This window comes from Aeromonas sp. Marseille-Q5825 (assembly GCF_946892685.1).
Classification (GTDB): domain Bacteria; phylum Pseudomonadota; class Gammaproteobacteria; order Enterobacterales; family Aeromonadaceae; genus Aeromonas; species Aeromonas rivipollensis.
On sequence record NZ_CAMPOU010000001.1, the window covers coordinates 906,714 to 925,156 of the forward strand.

Here is an 18,443-nt window from a genome sequence, read left to right on the forward strand (position 1 = left end):
CTCCCGCCAGCACTCCCTGGGCCCTCATTGCTGCTGCCCATCCAGGCGGGTGACCCGCGCCTGGCTCTGCAACTGCTCGCAGCCGCCGCCGTAGCGCACCCCGCGCACCGGGCAGGCATCCAGGTAGTCCATGCCGATCGCGAGCTTGAGGTGCTCGTTGGCGGAGCAGGTGAGGTTGGTGACATCGAAGGTGTGCCAGCGCGCCTCAATCCACACCTCGGCCCAGGCGTGCATCGCCACGTGGCTGCTGTCCTGGCTGTAGAGGTAACCGCTCACGTACCTGGCCGGCAGACCGGCGTGGCGGCAGCAGGCCAGGAAGACATGGGTGTGGTCCTGACAGACGCCGCTGCCCGAGGCGAGGGCCTCGTCGGCGCTGAAGGTGGCGTCTGTGCTGCCCGGCTGATAGGGCATGCGGGCCAGGATGCGCGCCATCAGGCCCTGCAGGTCGGCCTGGGTCGGCTCGGAGGGCAGGCACTCCTGCGCCAGGGCGCGCAGGGCCTCGCTTGGGCAGGTAAGGGTGGTGGGCCTCAGGTAGCTCAGGGGAGAGATGAGGGAGTGCTCTTCGTCCTCCTGTGCATCGTCGCGGATCTCCACCTCGCCACGGGCGCGGATGAGGATCCCCTCGTGGGGGGACTCCAGGCTCAGCACGTGCAGTATGTTGCCGTAACCGTCCGTGGTGCAGGTGGCTTCACCCGGCAGCTCCAGCTGCCAGGAGAGGATCTGCTGGCGGGCCGAGCTGTGGGGGGTCAGGCGCAGGTACTGGGTGCTGCGGCGTACCACGTCGGCATAGTGGTAGCGGGTCTGGTGATCGATGATGAGTCTCATAATACCTCCAGGTAGGCGGCGTGGATGCTCTGGCCGATGGCGCCGATGTCGCTGAGAAAGTCCCTCAGGTACGCCTGCATGCCGAGGGCGAACACATCCTCGATGGCGCCATAGGTCAGATGGGCGTTGAGTATGGTGGTGAGGCGGCGCGGCGCCTGGCCGGCGTTGCCTTCGATCTGGGCCAGGATGTGCTCCATCTCGTCGAGGCAGGCGCGCAGGGAGCGCGGCACCTCGTTGCGCAGGATCAGCAGCTCGGCGATGGAGGCGTGGGAGAGGGTCTTGTAGAGGGTCTGGTGCGCCTCGTATGCACCCACCGAGCGGAGCAGGGCGTTCCAGCGGTAGAATTCGCGCACGCTGTCCTCGTCCTCCCGGATCACCTGATACTTGACGGTGAGGATGCGCGCCGTGTTGTCGGCCCGCTCGATGAAGGTGCCAAGGCGCAGGAACCAGAGCACGTCCCCCCGCATCATGGTGCCGTAGGTGGCGCCACGGAACTGGTGGGATCGCTCCTTGATCCAGTCGAAGAACTCCTGGGCCTGGCCGCTGGAAAGCCCCGCCTTGCGGCGCCTGCGTATCTCTATCCAGGCGGCGTTGATGCTCTCCCACACCTCTCCCGGGATCTTGCCGCGCACCCCGTGGGCATTGTCCCTGGCCATGCGCAGGCAGCTGAAGATGCTGCTCGGGTTCTCCTCGTCGAAGCAGAAAAATTGCAGCAGGTTCTCCATGTTCACCTGGCCGTAGCGCGCCAGGAAAGGCTCGTGGGTGCCGCTGATGGTGAGGGGGGCCAGCAGCTCGCTGTGATCGGCGTCGATGGAGGGCATCAGCGACATGGTCTGGGTGACGTCCAGCATGCGCGCCGTGTTCTCCGCCCGCTCCAGGTGGCGGGACATCCAGTAGAGTTCGCTTGCGGTGCGGCTCAGCATGGGTTGCCCTCCATGACCCAGGTGTCCTTGGTGCCGCCGCCCTGGGAGGAGTTCACCACCAGGGAGCCTTCGGTCAGGGCGACCCGGGTCAGGCCGCCCGGCACCAGGCGCAGCTCCTGGCCGGTGAGGACGAAGGGACGCAGGTCGATGTGGCGGGGGGCTATGCCCGCCTCGACGAAGGTGGGGCAAGTAGACAGGGAGAGGGTGGGCTGGGCTATGTAGTTGTCGGGCCTAGCCTTGAGCAGCTCGCGAAAACGGGCCAGATCCTCGCGGCTGGCGCAGGGGCCGATCAGCATGCCGTAGCCGCCGGCGCCATGGACCTCCTTGACCACCAGCTCCTCCAGGTGCGCCAGCACATAGGCCAGAGCATCGGGTTCCCGGCACTGCCAGGTGGGGACGTTGTTGAGGATGGGCTCCTCTCCCAAGTAGAAGCGGATCATCTCCGGCACATAGGGGTAGATGGACTTGTCATCGGCGACCCCGGTGCCGATGGCATTGGCCAGCACCACGCCGCCGGCGCGGTAGACAGAGAGCAGGCCCGGCACGCCTATGAGGGAGTCCGGGTTGAAGGCGAGGGGATCCAGGTAGTCGTCGTCGATGCGGCGATAGATGACATCCACCCGTTTCAGCCCAGTGGTGGTGCGCATCAGCACCTGACCATCCTTGACCACCAGATCCGCGCTCTCCACCAGCTCCACCCCCATCTGCTGGGCGAGGAAGCTGTGCTCGAAGTAGGCGCTGTTGAAGCGGCCAGGGGTCATCACCACCACGCAGGGGTTGTCCACCGGGCTGCTCTCGCGCAGGGTCTGCAGCAAGAGAGCCGGGTAGCGCTCCACCGGCGCTATGGGCTGGTTGTGAAACAGCTCCGGGAAGAGGCGCATCATCATCTTGCGGTTCTCCAGCATGTAGGAGACCCCGGAGGGGGTACGCAGGTTGTCCTCCAGCACGTAGTAGTCACCGTCGCTGTTGCGGATGATGTCGACCCCTGTGATGTGGACATAGGTGTTGCGGTGCAGGTCGACCCCCTGCATGCAGGGCTGGTACTGGGCATTGGTGAGGATCTGGGCGGCCGGGATCACCCCCGCCTTCAGGATGCGCTGATCGTGATAGATGTCGTGCAGGAAGGCGTTGAGGGCGGTGACGCGCTGGCGGATCCCCTTGTCCAGATGCTGCCACTCCTGGGCGGGAATGATGCGGGGAATGCTGTCGAACGGGATGAGGCGCTCGGCGCCGTCCCCATCCCCATAGACGTTGAAGGTGATGCCGACCCGGTGAAACAGCAGATCGGCCTCCTCACGCTTGCGTTCTATGCTCTTCTCGTCGGTCTGGTGCAGCCACGCCAGATAGGCGTGGTAGTGATCGCGAAACTGGTTGTTGGCGAGCAACATCTCGTCGTAGCAACCGGGTCCGGGCGGCTTGATGGGTAGCATAGGCAACTCCTTGTGACGTCCCTGAGGTCAGGAATTGCAAGGGCTGTGCCAGTCAATCGAGTCGCTATGAAGGCCGGTATCAGTAATTTTATACTGATAAATCAGAAGGATGAGTGCGTTGTCATCAAGGGGGAAAGGACGCTGCACCAGACTGGTACCCCAGAGAGGGTAGTCCTGCGTCATCTTGTGGCAGCGCCCCAGGTACGATGAGCAGAGGCGGACAGGGAGGGGAGGCCGCGCAGCTTCGCCTTGCCCCGCGCTGGGGCAGGGGAAACGAAAAAGCCCAGTCCTGAGACTGGGCTTTAGAAGATGGCTCCCTCGACAGGACTTGAACCTGTGACATACGGATTAACAGTCCGCCGTTCTACCGACTGAACTACGAGGGAATTGGCTCCTCCTACTGGACTTGAACCAGTGACATACGGATTAACAGTCCGCCGTTCTACCGACTGAACTAAGGAGGAATTGCCTGTCTCGTCGAGACGGAGCGGATATTAATGATCCCCCGGACGGGTGTCAACCCGCCATTCCACGGAAAAATGGCTTTTCGGCCCGTTTGCCCAAAACTTGGGCGTTGTGGACTATTTTCAGCACAATCAGCAGCTTGAGATGCCCTGCCTGCAGCCACGGTTGAGCTGGCCGTGAAGGCGCGCCCCCGACCTGGAGGGGGCGCGGCAATGGATAAGCCGATCATGGAGGGGGTGGTGATGCATGTGCCTCTCGATGGACTTGCCTCTAAGGTGATGGTCGAGGGATGCGGGGAAGATACAGGTTCGTGATGACCGGGTAACTGAAAGGATGGCTGGGAAAATCGGCGATATGCGAGCTATCGATGACAATAATGCGGGGTAATGGCCATTTCTTGATCCTGCCCATCGAATTATCGGGCCGGCTCGGGTATGGTTGCTCTGGATACCATCGCCGCGTCGACAGCTCTGCCGGCCCTTGATGATGATCGGGTGCCGGTTCACTCCGGCCTTTGTCTCCCTCTTCTGGTATTACCCTAGACATGCACAATCAAGCTTCCTTACAAGGCGTGAAGCTGGCTATCGCATTGCGCCAATCCTGCATCGATGAACCCTATAGCGTGGCGCGCTTCGGCCGCGACCTCATCGCCGGCATCACGGTCGGCATCATCGCCATTCCGCTCGCCATGGCGCTGGCCATTGCCAGCGGGGTGCCGCCCCAGCACGGCCTCTACACCGCCATCATAGCCGGCATCGTCATCGCCGTGACGGGGGGCTCGCGCTTCTCCATCTCGGGGCCGACCGCCGCCTTTGTGGTGATCCTCTATCCGGTGGCCCAGCAATTCGGGGTGGGGGGCCTGCTGATGGCGACCCTCATCTCTGGCTTCTTCCTGGTGGCCATGGGGATGGCGCGCCTCGGTCGCCTCATCGAATACATTCCGCCCTCGGTGACCCTGGGTTTCACCGGCGGCATCGCCATCGTGATCGCCACCTTGCAGATCAAGGACTTCTTCGGCCTGCACGTTCCCGAGATGCCGGAAACCTATGTCGGCAAGGTGCAGGCGCTGGCCCATGCCCTGCCCAGCTGGCAGTGGGGTGATACCCTGGTGGGGGTGGCCACCCTGGCGGTGCTGCTGCTCTGGCCAAGATTGCGGCTGCCGGTGCCGGGTCACCTGCCGGCCGTGCTGGTGGGGGTAGGCCTGGGTGTCGGCCTGCACGCCCTGGGAGTGGACGTGGCCACCATAGGCAGCAAGTTCAGCTATACCCTGGCCGATGGTACTCAGGGCATGGGGATACCCCCCATAGCCCCGACCCTGGTGATGCCCTGGGCCCTGCCCGGGCCGGACGGCGCCCCCGTGGTTTGGGATCTGGCGGCCATAGAGCGGCTGCTGCCCGCCGCCTTCTCCATGGCCATGCTGGGAGCCATCGAATCCCTGCTCTGCGCCGTGGTGCTGGACGGCATGACGGGGCGCAAGCACAGCTCCAACGGCGAGCTGGTGGGGCAGGGGCTTGGCAACATACTCGCCCCCTTCTTCGGCGGCATCACGGCGACGGCCGCCATCGCCCGCTCCGCTGCCAACGTGCGGGCCGGTGCCACCTCGCCCATCTCCGGCATAGTCCATGCGCTGGTGGTGCTGGCCGCCATTCTGGTGCTGGCCCCCTGGCTCTCCTGGCTGCCGCTCTCCGCCATGGCCGCCCTGCTGCTGCTGGTGGCCTGGAACATGAGCGAGGCCCACAAGGTGGTGGATCTGGTGCGCAGGGCGCCCCGCTCGGATGTGCTGGTGCTGCTGGTCTGCCTGTCCCTCACCGTCATCTTCGACATGGTCATCGCCATCACCTTCGGGGTGATCCTGGCGTCCCTGCTGTTCATGCGTGAAATCGCCAAGATGACCCGACTGCACAACCTGGCCGAGCACGGCCGTTATGCCAGCGAAGTGCCGGCGCAGACCCTGCTCTACAAGATCAACGGTCCCCTGTTCTTTGCCGCCGCCGAGCGGGTCTTCGAGGAGCTGCTGGCCCAGGTGGGGGAGCACAAGGCGCTGATCCTGCAGATGGAGGCCGTCTCCATCCTGGACGCCGGCGGGCTCTCTGCCTTCCAGCAATTTGCCAAACGCATGGCCAAGTCGGGCGTCCAGCTGAAGGTGGCCGAGTTGCAGTTCCAGCCCCTCAAGACCCTGGCGCGGGCCAAGGTGCGTCCTGTCCCGGGTGAGCTGGAGTTCTACGGCTCGCTAGAGGAGGCTATCAGAGGGGAACATTTGCACGAAGCGATTGAAAATTGACGTAAAGGGATAGGAAACGGCATCTTTTTGGTCAGTTGGTTCGCAAATTGAGCAAACGATAGCAAAAGATGAAAAATGAGATTGACCGGCTTGCTCCTATCCCTTACATTACGCCCCGTTCCAGCGCAGCAGCGCAACGAGCCCGTGTTGGCTGAACACGTTAAACAGCAGTCAAAAATTTGGTGAGGTGTCCGAGTGGCTGAAGGAGCACGCCTGGAAAGTGTGTATACGGCAACGTATCGAGGGTTCGAATCCCTCCCTCACCGCCAAATAAAGTAAAAGGGCCTGTCTCGCGACAGGCCCTTTTACTTTATCCGGTGATGGGCGGCTCGGTTCGAACCCTGGTTCGACAAGGGGGCAGGACAGCCCCCTTGGACAGCCGCAGGCTGCCCGCAGGGCGAGCGCCAGGGATGGCGCGAGTCAATCCCGACCCACCGCCATATTCAAAGCCCGACCTGATGGTCGGGCTTCTTGCATCTGGGGTTATCACATTCCCTGCTGCCCAGCGAGGGGCGGTTCGGTTCGGGCCTTGGTTCGACAAGAGGGCAGGATAGCCCGCTTGGACAGCCGAAGGCTGCCCGCAGGGCGAGCGCCAGGGATGGCGCGAGTCAATCCGGGCCCACCGCAACATTCAAAGCCCGACCTGATGGTCGGGCTTTTTTGTTGTTGGGGTCGTCATCTCCTCGGCTTCAGCGCAGGGTGGCTGTGTCTCCTTGCCGGAGACGGCAATCCGTCCGTCTTATGCCACCTTTTCCTTCCCTATCTGCATCAGAAGATCACCCCCACCAGCCTGTCGAGCAGTGTCTCGAAGGAGAAGAGGGTGAGGAGCAGGGGCAGGAAGGGCACCACAGTCGCGAGCACCAGTTGCAGGAACATGTCCCGACTGAATGGCATGGGCCTGACCTCCTTGATGACGGCATAGGCAGTACCCAGATCGGCGAGGGACTGGATATCCGAGGCGCCGAGCAGGGATTCCCCGTCTCTGTCCGTCGTGCGCAGCCAGCGGTGCTCGAAGCTGCGGCTGTACTCGGCGGCGAGGGCGCCGTATTCCCGCAGTCCCAGACGCTTGGCCGCCAGAATATGGGGAGCAAAGACCGTCAGAGGCGCCAGCACCAGCAGCAAGCCGAAGCCGGCGAGCAGAATGATCTCCGGTTTGTAGGCGGTGAGCACGGCGGCGTCATAGAAGATCCGGTTGGCGATAAAGCCGGCAAGCTGGGCCCCCAGAGCGGTCAGCAGCGGCGAGTAGGCGTAGGCCGAGCCACCGAGAAAGCCGAGGCCGCAGTTGCGATCGGGATGGGTCGGCATGAGGGAGAGGGGGATCCGGGAGACCTGCCAGAGGAAGCGGGTCCAGATCAGGAGCCGATAGAGCCAGCGCAGGAGCAGAAACTGGATGATGGGGTTGCTCACCCAGAAAAACCAGAAACCGGGCAGGGTCAGGGTCGGGCTACCCCCTTCCATGGTGGCGTACCAGGTCGAGGACTCCAGGACGAAGGTGTGGGTCCGGATGAAGTACCCCATAGAGAGGACCAGCAGGATGAGCCCGACTTCCGCGGGGATCGAATTTCGCCAGATCATGGCGCTGCGAATGGCGTCATGAAAGCGTGGCAAGGAGAGCGGCGAGATCAATCCCCGTTCGATGAACTGGCTGACGATCCCCCGGATGCGCTGGTGGACAACGAGTTCGGCGAACACCAGCAAGGAGACGCAGATGAGAAAGCGGACATGGGTCTCTACGTCCAGCAGAAAGGGCACCGCCACCCCTTGCAGCAGGCTGCCGTCCCACCCGCACAGCAACAACAGGGGCAGCCAGCAGATCCCGCTCAGGACGAGGATCCGTCGCCTGATGTGCGCCTCTATGTCACCAAGATGCGCCCGGCTCCACAGCTGATAGAGGGGGCCCCCCAGGATCAGGGAGAAGTTGCTGGGATCGGACAGGGGAGGGCTGAGGGGATCGGGCGGGGTGACAGGCCTGTGATGCGACATGATTGGACCACCTTGCTGTGCGACAAATGTGCTATCCGACCGCCACCGGCTACCTTTGCCACCAGGGTGGAAGGGGAGGCTGCTGCGTGCCGGGATTCGGGCTTGGTGTCATGAGTGCACCATGACGGATCCTCTGAGCTCAGCCTCTTTGCTGGCTGAAAATCCCATATGAAAACAGGATTGGCAGAGGAAAATGACTGCCGTGACGGCGGGTTCCACCGCAATGCCCCTGAGCCAAGCCCCATGGCTATAGGTATAGCGTTTGCCCATGCTCATGGTGTGATAACCAGCCTATTTTGACATCCTTGTTTACTGCGTTTTGCACAGGCATTGCAGATGGAGTGCACCATAGCGTCTGATGCACACAACGGGTGGTTGAATGTCCCGGAAAGGGTTATGTCTGATTGCGAAATGCAGGAAAACCTCCCTGTCGATCAGCATCGATGATTTCTGTCATTCAACCGGCGTCTTGACTCTGCCAATCGCGATCTGTTGATTGATTCTCCTGCAGTCTGGTGGTCTGGAACAAGGGAGTGTTATTTATACCAAGGTGAGATCATGGGGTTAAATGGTCGATTAACAGCATCAAATAGAAAATACTGTGACAACGCTTTCATTTTTCATAACGTATGTTCTGATTAGGGCGTAATTTATATTTATTTAAATCACGATGCGCCAATAAATACTACTTTGTGGGTATGGCGGGTTGCGTATTGAGCTTAATAAGTGTATGTTATATATAGCTTTTTATTTCGCAATGTCGATATCATGGGCAAGTAATGTGTTTCTGTTTGATAAAGATCAACATGGGGGGTAAGGGGTAGGAATAGCATTCCCGCCATTAAGCATTTGTCAAACAATGCTCACTGACGGGAATAAAAAGAATGGTCGAGGATACATTTTTATCGGCTCATGGAATTAATCGCCGTGACTTTATGAAATTGTGCGCCGGGATGGCCGCAACCCTGGGATTAAGCCAGAATGCCGTGGCCAAGATGGCTGCTGCGCTCACCAGCCCCGAGCGACCGCCGGTGATCTGGATTGGCGCGCAGGAGTGCACAGGTTGCACCGAGTCGCTGCTGCGCGCCACCCACCCCACCATCGAAAACCTGATCCTCAATACCATCTCCCTCGAATATCACGAGGTGCTCTCGGCGGCCTTTGGTCATCAGGCGGAAGAGAACAAGCACAACGCCATCAAGCGTTATAAAGGCAAGTATGTGCTGGTGGTGGATGGCTCCATTCCCCTCAAGGATGGCGGTGTCTACTGCATGGTGGCCGGTGAGCCCATCGTCGACCATATTCGCCGTGCGGCCGCCGATGCGGCTGCGGTCATCGCCATCGGCTCCTGCTCCGCCTGGGGCGGCGTGCCCGCCAGTGGTGGCAACCCGACCGGCGCCGTCAGTCTGGAGGAGGCCCTCGGCAATATCGGCACCCCCATCATCAATATCCCGGGTTGCCCGCCCAATCCCCACAACTTCCTCACCACAGTCACCTACTACATCACCTACGGCAAGCTGCCGGCGCTGGACAGCAAGAAGCGTCCGCTGTTTGCCTATGAGCGCCTGATCCATGAGAACTGCGAGCGTCGTCCGCACTTCGACGCAGGCCGCTTTGCCAAGGAGTTCGGCGATGAGGGCCACCGTCAGGGCTGGTGCCTCTACCATCTGGGCTGTAAAGGACCGGAGACCTATGGCAACTGCTCGACCCTGGAGTTCTGCGACGTGGGCGGCGGCATCTGGCCGGTCGGTATCGGCCACCCCTGTTATGGCTGCAACGAGCAAGGGGTCGGTTTTAGCAAGGGGATATTCCAGCTCGCCAAGGTGGAGAACCCGACCCCGCGGGTGGATAAACCCGATGTGAAGATCCAGGAGGGGGGCTATACCTCGCCCACCGCCACCGGTCTCATCGGTGGCGCCCTCGGGGTGCTGGTAGGGGTGAGTCTGATGACGGTGCGTGAACTCGGTCGCCAGCAGAAGCGCCACGAAGCCGGGCAGCACCCATCACGGGAGGAGTGACCGTGAACAGACGCAATTTCCTCAAATTCGCCTCCGTCGGTGCATTGGCGGCGGGCACAGCCGTCCCCGGTACCGCCATGGCGGCGGCCAAGAACAAGCCGCCCATTCCCGGGTCGCTCGGCATGTTGTATGACTCCACCCTCTGCGTCGGCTGTCAGGCCTGTGTGGCGGAGTGCCAGCGCCTTAACGGCAACCCGGCCAATCCGGAGGGAGCACAGACCTGGTCCACCAACGACAAGCTGACGCCCTACACCAACAACATCATTCAGGTGTGGAAGAGCGGCACTGGCGAGCACAAGGATCAGCTGGTGGATGGCTATGCCTACATCAAGAAGCAGTGCATGCACTGCGTCGATCCCAACTGCGTTTCTGTCTGCCCGGTGCAGGCCCTGACCAAAGATCCCAAGACCGGCATAGTTCACTACGATCCGGACGTCTGCACCGGCTGCCGCTACTGCATGGTGGGCTGCCCGTTCGATGTGCCCAAATATGACTACGACAATCCGCTTGGGGCCATCCACAAGTGCGAGCTCTGCAACCAGAAGGGGCTTGAACGGATTGATCAGGGCAAATTGCCCGGCTGTGTCGAGGTGTGCCCGACCGGCGCCGTGATTTTCGGCACCCGCGAGGAGCTGATGGCCGAGGCCAAGCGCCGCCTGCTGGCCACCCCTGGCAGTGAATATGCCTATCCGCGCCAGACCCTCTCCGCCAACGACCCTTATCTGCATGAGGTGCCGAGCTACCAGCCTTACGTCTATGGCGAGAAGGAGGGGGGCGGCACCCAGGTGCTGGTGCTGGCCGGGGTGCCCTACACCAAGCTCGACATGCCGGACTTGCCGGAGCTCTCCTCCGGTGCCCGCTCCGAGCATATCCAGCACACCCTCTACAAGGGGATGGTGCTGCCCATGGTGGTGCTGACCGGGCTCTCGGTGCTCATTCGCCGCAACAGCAAGAAGAATGGCCACGATCACCATGATGACGAGGGCCATGGGCCTGACAGTCACCAGGATCAGGGCTCGGCAAAGGGAGGCAAGGATCATGAGTAATCACAAGGCGCATCCGCTCGGCGGCAAGCTGGTCAGCTGGCCGGTGCTGGTGCTGGCCCCCTTCGCCGTGCTGTGCGGCATGCTTATTCTCAAGCGCCTCTTCTTCGGGCTGGGCTCGGTCACCGATCTCAACGGGGGTTATCCCTGGGGGCTGTGGATCTCCTTTGACCTGCTGATAGGCACAGGTTTTGCCTGCGGCGGCTGGGCACTGGCCTGGGCGGTCTATGTGTTCAACCGGGGCGAGTATCACCCCCTGGTGCGACCTGCGCTCTTGGCGAGCCTGTTCGGCTACTCGCTGGGGGGCCTCTCCATCACCATAGACGTGGGGCGTTACTGGAATTTGCCCTACTTCTATCTGCCCGGCCACTTCAACACCTCCTCGGTACTGTTCGAGACGGCGGTCTGCATGACCATCTATATCGGGGTCATGGCGCTGGAGTTCGCACCTGTGCTGTTGGAGAAGTTCGGCTGGAAGGCGTCACTCATTCGCCTCAACAAGATCATGTTCTTCGTGCTGGCGTTGGGGGCGCTGCTGCCCACCATGCACCAGTCCTCCATGGGTTCCCTGATGATAGTGGCGGGGGAGAAGATACATCCGCTCTGGCAAAGCTACGAGTTGCTGCCGGTCTTCTCCTTGCTCACCGCCTTCATCATGGGCTTCTCCATCGTAGTGTTCGAGGGCTCTTTGGTGCAGGCGGGGCTGGCGGGGCGTGGGCCCAACGAGAAGTCACTCTTCTACAAGCTGACCCAGGTGATCGACATCTTCCTGATCCTGTTTGTGGCGCTGCGCTTTGCCGAGATCGTCATCAACGACAAGTCGGAGTACCTCTCCGAGTGGAATCGCTACGCCTTGATGTTCTGGAGCGAGATCGCCCTGATGATATTCCCGCTGCTGGTGTTCCACTGGGACAAGAGCCGCCGGGATTCGCGCATGTTGTTCCTGGGGGCCCTCAGCATGCTGCTGGGCGCAGCCCTCTGGCGACTGGATTACTCCCTGCTCGCCTTCACCCCTGGCAATGGCTACCACTACTTCCCCTCCGCGGAGGAGGTGCTGATCTCCCTGGGCTTCGTCGCCATCGAGGTGTGTGCCTATTTGCTGTTGATCCGGCTGTTGCCGGTACTGCCATCACTTGAACGTGTTCACCAAGATTATCAGGCCCGAGGGAAAGCCAACGTATGAGCCAACGTATCACCATAGACCCCATCACCCGCATTGAGGGGCACCTGCGTATCGACTGCGAGATCGAAGGCGGCATAGTCACCAAGGCCTGGTCGTCCGGCACCATGTGGCGCGGCATGGAGGAGATCGTCAAGGGCAACGACCCGCGCGACGCCTGGATGATAGTGCAGCGCATCTGCGGGGTCTGTACCTCCATTCACGCCATCGCCTCGGTGCGGGCGGTGGAGAACGCCATCGGCGCCAAGGTGCCGGTCAACGCCCAGTTCATCCGCAACCTCATCATCGCGGCCCACAACATCCACGATCACATAGTCCACTTCTACCAGCTCTCGGCGCTGGACTGGGTGGACATCACGGCAGCCCTTGAGGCCAATCCGCAGAAGGCGGCGGATATTCTCAAGGGGGTCTCTACCTGGTCCCTCAACAGCGCCGAGGAGCTGACCAAGGTGCAGGAGAAGATCCGCGCCCTGGTTGCGAGCGGCCAGCTAGGCATCTTTGCCAACGGCTACTGGGGCCACAAGGAGATGAAGCTGAGCCCTGAGGTGAACCTCATCGCCGTGGCCCACTACCTGCAGGCCCTGGAGTGCCAGCGCGATGCCAACCGCATCGTCGCCATCCTGGGGGGCAAGAGCCCGCACATTCAGAACCTGGCGGTGGGCGGCGTGGCCAACCCCATCAACCTGGATGCGCCCAGCGTGCTCAACCTCGAGCGCCTCATGTATGTGAAGAGCTTTATCGACCGGCTCGGCGAGTTTATCGAACAGGTCTACAAGGTGGATGCCGCCATCATAGCCGCGCACTACCCCGAGTGGCTGGCACTGGGGCAGGGGGCCAAGCACTACCTGAGCGTGCCCGAGCTCCCCACTGACGCCAAGGGGGGCAGCTTCCTGATGCCGGGTGGTTACATCGAGAATGGCAATCTGGCGGGATATCGCCCCATCGAGAGTCATCAAGATGCTTGGCTGATGGATGGCATCGCCGAGAGCAACAAGCACGCTTGGTACAAGGATGACGAACCTCTCAAGCCGTGGGAGGGCAAGACGGAGCCGAACTACACCGGCTGGCAGGATGACGGCAAATACTCCTGGGTCAAATCCCCCACCTTCTACGGCAAGGTGGTGGAGGTGGGGCCGCTCGCAGACTTGCTGGTGAAACTGGCCGCCAAACACCCGGAAACGGTGGCGCACTTCGACCAGTTGAACGGCATCTACAAGGCACTCACCGGCTCTGCCATCAAGACTGAACAGCTGCACTCCACCCTGGGGCGCATCATCGGTCGCGCTGTGCGCTGCTGCGTGCTGAAAGACACCCTGGCGCACCAGTGGAAGGCGCTCATCGACAACATCGGCAAGGGGGACTTCACCGCCTACATCAAGGCCGAGATCCCGGCGGACAAGGAGTTTCGTGGCGTGGGCTTTGAAGAGGCGCCGCGCGGCATGCTCTCCCACTGGGTAGTCATCAAGGAGGGCAAGATCGCCAACTATCAGGCGGTGGTGCCGTCGACCTGGAACTCGGGCCCGCGCAACTTCAATGACGAGCCCGGCCCCTACGAGCAAGCGCTGGTAGGTACCCCGGTGGCCGATCCGGCCAAGCCGCTGGAGGTGGTGCGCACCATCCACTCGTTCGACCCCTGCATGTCCTGCGCGGTCCACGTGGTGGATACCCAAAATGGCGAAACGACTCAGGTGAAGGTGCTGTGATGAACACCCTGATCCTTGGCGTCGGCAACCTCTTGCTGAGCGATGAGGCGGTGGGCGTGCGCATCGTCGAGGCGCTGGGGCGCGAATACCGTTTCGCCCCCGGCATAGAGCTGCTGGACGGCGGCACGGCCGGCATGGAGCTGCTCGAAGCCATGGCCAGTCGCGACCACATCATTCTGGCGGATGCGGTGCGCAGCGGTAATCCGCCGGGCACAGTGGTGACACTGAAAGATGAGGAGATCCCGACCCTGTTTGGCCGCAAGATCTCCCCCCATCAGCTGGGACTGGCGGACGTGCTCTCGGCGCTGCACATGACGGGGGAATCCCCCAAGCGGCTCACCCTGATCGGCATAGAGCCTGAATCCCTCGAACCCCGCATCGGCCTCACCCCGCTAGTGGCGGCCGCCATGGGGGAGGCGACGGATAGGATCTTGACCCTGTTGGCCAGCGTCGGCGCCCCCGCCATCCCGCTCTCTGAGCAGGAAAAAGCTGAACAAGCACGGGAGGGTCTATGGCGCAGTCCCATTTAAGCGAGCTTGATGCCGTGCAGGAGTTCATCGGTTTTGCCACCAATCCTGCGCCCCTGCTGGTGGCCCAGTACGAGCGGATTGCCCGGGAACAGATGCAAGGACTGCCCTTCTATCACGCCACCATGCCCATAGTGGTGGAGTGCGTGCTGTTTGAAGAGCAGTGGCTCGGTTGCGTGCTCACCCCCTGGATGCTGAGCCTGGTGGTGCTGCCGGGGCCGGATCAGCTCTGGCCCGTGCGCAGCAGCAGCGATCGGCTCGCCCTGCAGCTCCCTTGCGGCAACCTGACCTTTATGGTGGGCGAACTGCCCGAGACGGGACAGCTGCTGGCCTGTTCGCTGATGTCGCCGCTCGATCCGCACCTTGGGGCCGAGGAGGGGCGCGCTCTGGTGAGCAGCACCCTCAAGATGCTGCTCTCCTTGCCGGTGCAGCAAGGGGCTGGCGGCGTGGATCTGGGTCGCAGACGGCTGTTCGGTGCGCGCGGGCGTTAGCCTGCCTGCATTGGCAAAAAAGAGACGGGGCCCTATCGGCCCCTCATTCGCTTCTATCGGTGCCACCTTTCTCGCGTTCTCACGCAACCTGGCAACCCATGAACGAGGAATACCATGACCATCCGACCTTGTGATCCACGCGGCGCCGCTGCTGTACTGGCCCTGCTGCTCGGCGCTAGCCCCTGGGTGCAGGCCGCCGTCCCCGCCACTCAGGCGCTGCCTGCCGAACTCAAGCTTGCCATCGGCAGTGAGCCCACCGAAGGGTTCGACCCCCTGCTTGGCTGGAGTCACGGCAGCTATCTGCTGCTGCACAGCCCGCTGCTCAAGCAGATTGCTGGCGATAGTGCGGATCTCGGCTGGCAGGATCTGCTCACCCAAGCGGTGACCCCGAGCAAGGATGGCAAGGGGTGGTTTATTACCCTCAAGCCGGATCTGAAATTCTCCAACGGCGCGCCGCTCACCGCCGAAGATGTGGCCTTTACCTACAACAGCGCGGCCAGGGGCGGCGGCAAGATCGATATGGGCAATTTCGTGAAGGCTGAAGTGGTGTCGCCCACCGAGGTCGCCATCGTCTTGAGCGCCCCCCAGAGCACCTTCGTCAACGTGCTGGGCTCCTTGGGGATAGTGTCAAAGCGGGATTACGATCCCAAGGCGTATGCCCAAAAGCCTGTCGGTGCCGGCCCTTATCGGCTGGTGAGCTTCCTGCCCGGTCAGCAACTGGTGGTGGAAGCGAACCCCTATTACGCCGGCGGCAACAATGATTTCAAACGGCTGGTGTTTGTCTTTATCGATGAGGAGAGCGCCTATGCCGCCGCCCAGAGCAGCCAGCTCGATCTGGTGCGCATCCCCCCGTCGCTGGCGCCCAGCGTGCCTGCCTCACTCAAACTGTGGGTACGGCCGAGCGTGGAGAACCGTGGCATCGTCTTCCCCATTCCGCCTGCGGGCGGCAAGGATGCCAAGGGTTATCCCGTCGGCAACGACGTGACCGCCGATGTGGCGGTGCGCCGCGCCATCAACTACGCCATCGACCGCAAGCTGCTGGCGGATCAGCTGCTGGAAGGGCACGCCATCCCCGCCTACAGCGCGGTGGAAGGCCTGCCTTGGAAGAACCCTGCAGCCGCCTTTAAGGATGGGGATGTCACCCATGCCAATGCCCTGCTCGACGAGGCAGGCTGGAAGATGGGGAGCGATGGCATTCGCCACAAGGGCGACCTGCGCGCCGCCTTTACCCTCTGGTACACCAGTGGCGACAGCACCCGCCGGGATCTGGCGGAAGCGGTGCGCGCCATGCTCAAACCCATAGGTCTCGATGTGAGCCTCAAGTCCGGCAGCTGGGAGCAGGTGGAGCGCGAGATGCATGCCAATCCTGTGCTGATGGGGTGGGGGAGTCTGGACCCCATGGAGCTCTATCACCACTACCAGAGCGGCTCCGGCGGCGTGGAGTTCTACAACCCGGGCTATTACAGCAACCCTGTGGTGGATGGCCATCTCAAGCAGGCGCTGGATGCCACCGACTGGCAGGCGGCCGTGCCCTTCTGGCAGCAGGTGGAGTGGGATGGCAAAACTGGCGCCGGGGTGCAGGGGGATGCCGCCTGGGCCTGGCTGCTCAATGTGCAGCACACCTATCTGGCCAACCGCTGCATCGACCTTGGCAAGGGGGCGCCGGAAATTCACGGTAGCTGGTCACTCCTCAACAACCTGCAGGATTGGCGGTGGACGTGCCGTTAAGTTCGCACTTGAGTCATTCAGGTTATCTGTTGCTAAAAGCCCTGCTGCGTCTGGCAGGGCTGTTATGTCTGGTCTCGGTCGCCACCTTTGTGCTGCTGAGCTACTCCCCCATCGATCCCATCAAGGCCTATATCGGCAACGATCTGCTCCATGTGCCGCCGGAGCAGTACGCCCGCATCGCCGCCCGCTGGGGGCTGGATCAGCCGCTCTGGCTGCGCTACTGGCACTGGTTCGGCCAAGTGCTCAAGGGGGATCTCGGCTACTCCATGCTCTACAACGCGCCTGTGGGCGAGGTGATAGGCCAGCGCTTTGCCGCCTCATTCCTGCTGCTGGCGGGTGCCTGGCTGCTCTCCGGCTTTTTCGGGATTTTGCTGGGCCTCTGCGCCGGTCGCTATCTCAATCGCTGGCCCGATCGCCTGATTTGCCGTTTTGCCTACCTGCTTGCCTCCTTGCCCACCTTCTGGGTCGGCCTGTTGCTGCTGGCCCTGTTTGCGGTGCACTGGCCACTGTTGCCGGTCTGCTGCGCCTGGACGCCGGGGCTCGCTGCCGATGAGGCAGACTGGTTGATGCGATTGCGCCATCTGCTGCTGCCGGTGACCACCTTGGCGCTGCTCGGGGTGGGCAACATCGCCCTGCATACCCGGGGGCGGGTGGCCGAGGTGCTGGCGAGCGACTTTATCCGCTACGCCCGCGCCCAGGGGGATGGCGGCTGGCCCATGCTGCGTTTTCACGTGCTGCGCCACGCCCTGACTCCTGCGCTCTGCCTGCAGTTTGCCTCGCTGGGGGAGTTGATTGGCGGATCCCTGTTGGCGGAGAAGGTCTTCTCCTATCCGGGGCTCGGGCAGGCGACCGTGGATGCGGGGCTGCGGGGGGATATCCCCTTGCTGATGGGCATAGTGCTCTTCTGCACCCTGCTGGTCTTTATTGGCAATACGGTTGCCAGCGTGCTGCTGGCCCGCATCAATCGGGGTTGGGAGGGTGAGCATGCTGTTTAATCCGCTCCCCTCAATGTTGCGTCTGGGTTTTGCCCTGATCGGATTGGCGTTGCTGGCCGCCTACGGCTGGAGCCTCTCTCATCAGGATGTGCCCATGGATCTGCTGGCCCGCCAGCAACCCCCCTCGCTGGCGCATTGGTTCGGGACCGATCAGATGGGGCGGGATCTCTGGTTGCGGGCATTTCAGGGCACTCTCACCAGTCTGGAGTTGGGGCTAGGCACGGCCCTGTGCAGTGGTCTGCTGGCCATGGTGGCGGCCAGTGTCTCGCTCATCCACCCCAGATGCGATGTGGCGGTGCGCCTATTGATCGACGCCATGCTGGCGCTGCCCCATATGCTGCTGCTGATCCTGATCTGCTTCACCGTGGGTGGCGGCATGCGCGGGGTTATCCTGGCGGTGGCGCTCACCCACTGGCCCAAGCTGGCGCTCATTCTCTGCGCAGAGGCGCGGCGGATCGCCTGCAGCGACTACGTGGTGCTGGCCCGCTGTCAGGGGATGGGGGCGCTGCGCCGCTGGCGCACCCATCTGCTGCCGGGGCTTTTGCCCCAGTGGTTTATCGGCACCTTGCTGATGTTTCCCCATGCGGTGCTGCACAGCGCGGCTTTGAGCTTTCTCGGCTTTGGTCTGGCGGCCCACGAGGCCTCCCTTGGCCTGCTGCTGGCCGATGCCCTGCGTTATCTGGCTGGGGGAGGCTGGTGGCTGGCCCTCTTCCCGGGGCTGATGTTGCTGCTGCTGGTACTGCTGTTCGATCAGGCTACCCGCGCCCTGCAGCAGCTCTGGTTTAGGGGTGAAGCATGCTGATATTTGAAACTGCCATCTGGCGTCAGCACAGTCTGGCTGGCGCTGCTGT

Annotated in this window: 14 protein-coding genes and 3 tRNA genes; 11 read left to right on the plus strand and 6 right to left on the minus strand. The window is 62.3% G+C overall.

Annotated features, from left to right (window positions below):
• Window positions 1-24: 24 nt before the first annotated feature.
• From OC537_RS04270 to OC537_RS04290, 5 genes are all read right to left on the minus strand, one after another.
• A complete protein-coding gene (locus OC537_RS04270; protein ID WP_262109702.1) occupies window positions 25-825 on the minus strand; it encodes a transglutaminase family protein in 801 nt (266 codons plus the stop codon).
• Complete coding sequence (locus OC537_RS04275) at window positions 822-1,748, minus strand: alpha-E domain-containing protein (RefSeq protein ID WP_106887085.1); 927 nt, start codon at window positions 1,746-1,748, stop codon at window positions 822-824. The genes OC537_RS04270 and OC537_RS04275 overlap by 4 nt, the downstream gene beginning before the upstream one ends.
• On the minus strand, window positions 1,742-3,178 hold the full coding sequence (locus OC537_RS04280) for a circularly permuted type 2 ATP-grasp protein (RefSeq protein WP_262109704.1): 1,437 nt from the start codon (window positions 3,176-3,178) through the stop codon (window positions 1,742-1,744). Before OC537_RS04280 ends, OC537_RS04275 begins: the two co-directional genes overlap by 7 nt.
• Window positions 3,179-3,488: 310 nt before the next feature.
• A tRNA-Asn gene (locus OC537_RS04285) sits at window positions 3,489-3,564 on the minus strand.
• A gap of 2 nt (window positions 3,565-3,566) precedes the next feature.
• Window positions 3,567-3,642: transfer RNA gene (locus OC537_RS04290), tRNA-Asn, on the minus strand.
• 545 nt (window positions 3,643-4,187) lie between these two features.
• Here OC537_RS04290 and dauA point away from each other — a divergent pair.
• Together dauA and OC537_RS04300 are read left to right on the plus strand one after the other, a co-directional pair.
• On the plus strand, window positions 4,188-5,924 hold the full coding sequence (gene dauA, locus OC537_RS04295; protein ID WP_042648100.1) for a C4-dicarboxylic acid transporter DauA: 1,737 nt from the start codon (window positions 4,188-4,190) through the stop codon (window positions 5,922-5,924).
• A 181-nt stretch (window positions 5,925-6,105) separates the two neighbouring features.
• A tRNA-Ser gene (locus tag OC537_RS04300) sits at window positions 6,106-6,193 on the plus strand.
• Between the two features lie 499 nt (window positions 6,194-6,692).
• On the opposite strand, the gene OC537_RS04305 is transcribed toward OC537_RS04300, so the two are convergent.
• Window positions 6,693-7,907 (minus strand): hypothetical protein, encoded by a 1,215-nt coding sequence (locus OC537_RS04305; RefSeq protein WP_262109709.1) that lies wholly within the window; start codon window positions 7,905-7,907, stop codon window positions 6,693-6,695.
• An 884-nt stretch (window positions 7,908-8,791) separates the two neighbouring features.
• Here OC537_RS04305 and hybO point away from each other — a divergent pair.
• The 9 genes from hybO to OC537_RS04350 all read left to right on the plus strand — a co-directional run bounded on the left by hybO (window position 8,792) and on the right by OC537_RS04350 (window position 18,394).
• Entirely contained in the window at window positions 8,792-9,925 is a 1,134-nt protein-coding gene (gene hybO / locus OC537_RS04310; protein ID WP_262109711.1) for a hydrogenase 2 small subunit, read from the plus strand.
• Window positions 9,926-9,927: 2 nt separating this feature from the next.
• Window positions 9,928-10,971, plus strand: coding sequence for a hydrogenase 2 operon protein HybA (gene hybA / locus OC537_RS04315; protein ID WP_262109713.1), 1,044 nt, complete (start codon window positions 9,928-9,930; stop codon window positions 10,969-10,971).
• Complete coding sequence (hybB, locus tag OC537_RS04320) at window positions 10,964-12,151, plus strand: Ni/Fe-hydrogenase cytochrome b subunit (RefSeq protein WP_262109716.1); 1,188 nt, start codon at window positions 10,964-10,966, stop codon at window positions 12,149-12,151. The genes hybA and hybB overlap by 8 nt, the downstream gene beginning before the upstream one ends.
• Window positions 12,148-13,851, plus strand: coding sequence for a hydrogenase 2 large subunit (gene hybC / locus OC537_RS04325; protein WP_262109718.1), 1,704 nt, complete (start codon window positions 12,148-12,150; stop codon window positions 13,849-13,851). The genes hybB and hybC overlap by 4 nt, the downstream gene beginning before the upstream one ends.
• Complete coding sequence (locus OC537_RS04330) at window positions 13,851-14,381, plus strand: HyaD/HybD family hydrogenase maturation endopeptidase (protein ID WP_262109720.1); 531 nt, start codon at window positions 13,851-13,853, stop codon at window positions 14,379-14,381. The genes hybC and OC537_RS04330 overlap by 1 nt, the downstream gene beginning before the upstream one ends.
• A complete protein-coding gene (gene hybE, locus OC537_RS04335) occupies window positions 14,363-14,869 on the plus strand; it encodes a hydrogenase-2 assembly chaperone (protein ID WP_262109722.1) in 507 nt (168 codons plus the stop codon). Before OC537_RS04330 ends, hybE begins: the two co-directional genes overlap by 19 nt.
• A gap of 114 nt (window positions 14,870-14,983) precedes the next feature.
• The gene (locus tag OC537_RS04340; protein ID WP_262109724.1) at window positions 14,984-16,597 is read left to right on the plus strand and encodes an ABC transporter substrate-binding protein; all 1,614 of its coding nucleotides are present in this window, start codon (window positions 14,984-14,986) and stop codon (window positions 16,595-16,597) included.
• Window positions 16,582-17,592: an ABC transporter permease gene (locus OC537_RS04345; RefSeq protein WP_262109729.1), complete on the plus strand. Its 1,011-nt coding sequence runs from the start codon at window positions 16,582-16,584 to the stop codon at window positions 17,590-17,592. The genes OC537_RS04340 and OC537_RS04345 overlap by 16 nt, the downstream gene beginning before the upstream one ends.
• Window positions 17,582-18,394: an ABC transporter permease gene (locus OC537_RS04350; protein WP_262109731.1), complete on the plus strand. Its 813-nt coding sequence runs from the start codon at window positions 17,582-17,584 to the stop codon at window positions 18,392-18,394. Before OC537_RS04345 ends, OC537_RS04350 begins: the two co-directional genes overlap by 11 nt.
• Window positions 18,395-18,443: the final 49 nt, after the last annotated feature.